3 protein-coding genes and 1 pseudogene are annotated in these 3,468 nt (G+C 71.1%); all 4 read left to right on the forward strand.

The genetic code is table 11. From position 1 onward, the window contains the following. Positions 1-594: phage distal tail protein (locus IE225_RS32390; protein WP_190061247.1), on the forward strand; the 594-nt coding region annotated here is incomplete at its 5' end. 13 nt (positions 595-607) lie between these two features. Next, positions 608-1,609 (forward strand): hypothetical protein, encoded by a 1,002-nt coding sequence (locus IE225_RS32395; protein WP_190061248.1) that lies wholly within the window; start codon positions 608-610, stop codon positions 1,607-1,609. 12 nt (positions 1,610-1,621) lie between these two features. Beyond that, positions 1,622-2,731: a hypothetical protein gene (locus tag IE225_RS32400; RefSeq protein WP_373303294.1), complete on the forward strand. Its 1,110-nt coding sequence runs from the start codon at positions 1,622-1,624 to the stop codon at positions 2,729-2,731. A gap of 53 nt (positions 2,732-2,784) precedes the next feature. Further along, positions 2,785-3,468: pseudogene (locus IE225_RS32405) on the forward strand (hypothetical protein); the annotation flags it as partial.

The following is a 3,468-nucleotide window of genomic DNA, read 5'->3' on the forward strand; positions in this document are numbered from 1 at the left end:
ATCCCGCTCGTGGCATGGCTCGACGAACGCGGGCCCCTGCTCGCGTACGCGCGCGTGACCCGCCGCGCCGTGCCGACGACGACCGGCTACCGCCTCGGCACGATCCTCGGCGGGGCGATCGAGTGGGTCGCCACCGACCCGCGCCGCTACGCCCTGACCGAGCAGACCGTCGCTGCCACGCTGCCCGCCCCCGAGCCGGGCCTGTCGTGGCCGCTTGTGTGGCCGCTGGACTTCGGCACCCCGGGCAGCACCGGCAGGCTGTCGGTCGTCAACGCGGGCGACGCCGACGCGCACCCGGTGATCGAGTTCCGGGGCCCGCTCACCATGCCGAGCCTGACGAACATCACGACCGGCGACGTTCTCGAGTACGACCTGCCGCTCGCCGCGAGCGACGTCCTGGTCGTCGACACCGGAGCCGGGACGGTCGTCCTCAACGGCACCGCAAGCCGCATCCACACCGCCACCTCGCGCAGCGTGCCCGAGCAGACGTTCACCATCCCGCCCGGCACCAGCAGCTTCCTGTTTCGCGCCGCGCCCGGCTCGACGGACCCGACCGCATCCGTCGCCGTCCGCTACCGCGCCGCCTACTGGTAAGGAGACCCCAGCCGTGTCCGTGCGTTCCGCATGGCTGCTGCCCCAGGGGCAGACGAGAGAAGACACCCGCCTGACCCCGGTCGGCACGTGGGCGCCCTCGACGGAGATCAGCACCCGAGACGGCGTGATCCCCGGCGGCACCCCGTTCGCCGCGACCGGTGCCGGCGCCATGTCGCTACAGATCGGCGTCGGCCGCGCGGTCGTGCAGGGCACCACCGCGCAGGGCGCCTACCCCGTCGCCGTCGACGCCCCCGAGGTGCTGACGTTCGCCGACGGCGACGCGCAGTTCGATCGGATCGACAGCGTGCTCCTGCACGTCTACGACGGCCTGTTCGACGACAGCGGGCAGGCCCTCGCCACCATCGAGATCAAGAAGGGGGACCCGAGCGCCACCCCGCAGGCGCCGACCCTGCCCCCGGCCTGCCTGCGCCTGTGGGACGTGCGCGTACCGGCCGGCGCCTCCGCAGGCGTGGGCGGTATCGACTGGTCGCGCGCCCTCGGCGACCGCCGCCGCTACACCGCCGGCGTGGGCGGCATCATCCCCCAGGGGTGGGGGCTCAACTTCGACGGCGCGTACGACGGCCAGTACCGCGACGCAGGCGGCACGCTGGAGCGCTGGAGTGCCAGCGCGGGCGCGTGGCAGACCTACCGACCCCCGAACGTGGTGGAGACCACCACCACCGGGTTCGCCGTGGGGTCCGGGTACACGCTGAACAGCTTCACCGCGCGCCGCAACGTCTACACCGGCATGTGTTCCTTCCTGGTCGAACTGACTCGCAAGGGCACGCAGTTGAACGTGCCCGCCAACGGCAACATCACCGACGAGACGTTCGGCACCCTGCCGAGCGGGTGGCGTCCAGCGATCGACGCCGAGCTGTCCGCCTCGGACGGGTTCGGCGAGGGGAGCGTACGCCTCGGCACCAACGGCGTGTTGACCCTTCGCACGTGGACCGGCGAGGGCGCACTCGCCCCTGACCGCAACATCCGCACGTCGGCGACGTTCTTCCTGCCATGACCTGACCGGGGGGTGACGGTGCGCCCTGCCTCCCCTTACCGGCTGCTGTTCTGCGATCTGCGCAGCGACCAGGTGCTCGACGCGCTGCCCGTGCAGGGCGTCGCCCTCGACGACTACATAGGCAAGACCGGCCGGCTCACCGGCAACGTGCCGATCCCGAACCGGCAGATTGCCGACCGGGCCCGGCGCGCCCTGATGCCCGGCCGTACCGCGGTATGGGTCGAGCGGGGGCGCGAAATCTGGTGGGGCGGCATCCTGTGGACGCTGCAACTCGCCTCGGACCCGCGCGGGTTCCTCACGGCGCAGATTCAGTGCGGCGGCTGGGAGTCCTACCTGTACCGCCGCCTGCTGTACGACTCGCAGGTCGCGCAGGGAGTCGACCAGTTCGACATCGTGCGCGACCTGGTCGACTACGTGCAGTCGACCCCCGGCGGGGATATCGGCATCACCTACGACACCGAGCCGTCCGGGGTCACCCGCGACCGCGAGTTCTCCCGCTACGACCTGCCGACCATCGGCGAGTTGGTCGACCAGCTCGCCGCCGTCGAGCGCGGTTTCGAGTGGCGCATCGCGTCCTACCGCGACGCCGACGGCCGGCGGGTGAAGCGTCTCCAGCTTGGGCACCCTGTGATCCGCGCCGGGGCCGCCGAGATCGTGCTCGACCACCCGGGTCCCGTGCTCACCTACACCTGGCCGCACGACGCGTCGGGTCTGGCGAACGCGTGGCAGTCCCGGGGCGCGAGCATCAACAGCAACCAGGCCACCGACAGCGTGCCGCTCATGTCCGAGCGCCTGGTCGCCGACGACGACATTGCCGCCGGATGGCCCCGCCTCGACGGATCGTCCGACTACACCACCGTCGAGCAGGCCGACACCCTCGACGCGCACGCCCGCGCCGACTGGACCGCCGCCCGCCGCCCGGTGCAGATCCCCGAGGTCGAGGTACTGCTCGGCGACAACGTGTCCCCGGCCCTGCTTGGCGCCACGGTCCGACTCCGCATCCGGGACCTGTGGCATCCCGACGTCCTCGACGCCCGATACCGGGTCGTCGGCCTGTCCATCAGCCCGCCCGAGCGAGGCCGCCCGGAGACGGCCAAGCTCTACTTGGAGGTACCCGAGTAATGGCGTACGTCCCGCAAGACGTCCTCGACCGCATCACCGCCCTCGAACGGGAAGTGCGCATCCTGCGCGGCCGGGCGCAGATGCGCCCCGCCCTGAATCAGATCCTGCAAGGTGACGTCCGGATCGGCGAGGGCGGGCGCCTGATCTGCGAGGCCCCCGACGGAACGCGGATCTTCATGACCGGCCAGACGCCAGAGGGCGACTGGGCCGTCGGCATGGCCCGCGCCACGGGCGGCACCGCGGCCCTGACCGTGGGCGACGAGGTCGGTGTCGCCGGCCAGATGATCCGCATGTGGAACCGCGCCACAGGCGCCGACTCCGACGTGATCGTGATGGACGACGGGTTTGCCGACCAGTTCCTCGGCCGCCCGTCCATCCCGATTCCGATGCAGTCCACCGCCGGGCAGGAGACCAGCAACACCACGTTGACGACCGCATGGACCGGCGCGTCACGGCTGATGAATGCCGTCCTGTGGGCCGCGTTCGAGACGTACACCCCGTCGGGCGTCATCGCGAACGTGCAGTTTGAGGACAGCGACGGCGTTATCGAGCAGTGGACGGCCAACACCGCGAACGGCTGGACCTACCACGAGATCACCAAGCCCGTGCGCGGCCGGTTCTTCGACCACCGCAACTACCGGTTGAAGCACAACGTGAAGTCCGGTTCCGGCTCCATCCGTACCAACTGCCTCGGCGTGTACACCCGGAACACCTTCACCGCCTCGGAGGCCCCGAAG

The sequence above is a fragment of the Streptomyces echinoruber genome, assembly GCF_014651135.1.
GTDB classification, from domain to species: domain Bacteria; phylum Actinomycetota; class Actinomycetes; order Streptomycetales; family Streptomycetaceae; genus Streptomyces; species Streptomyces echinoruber.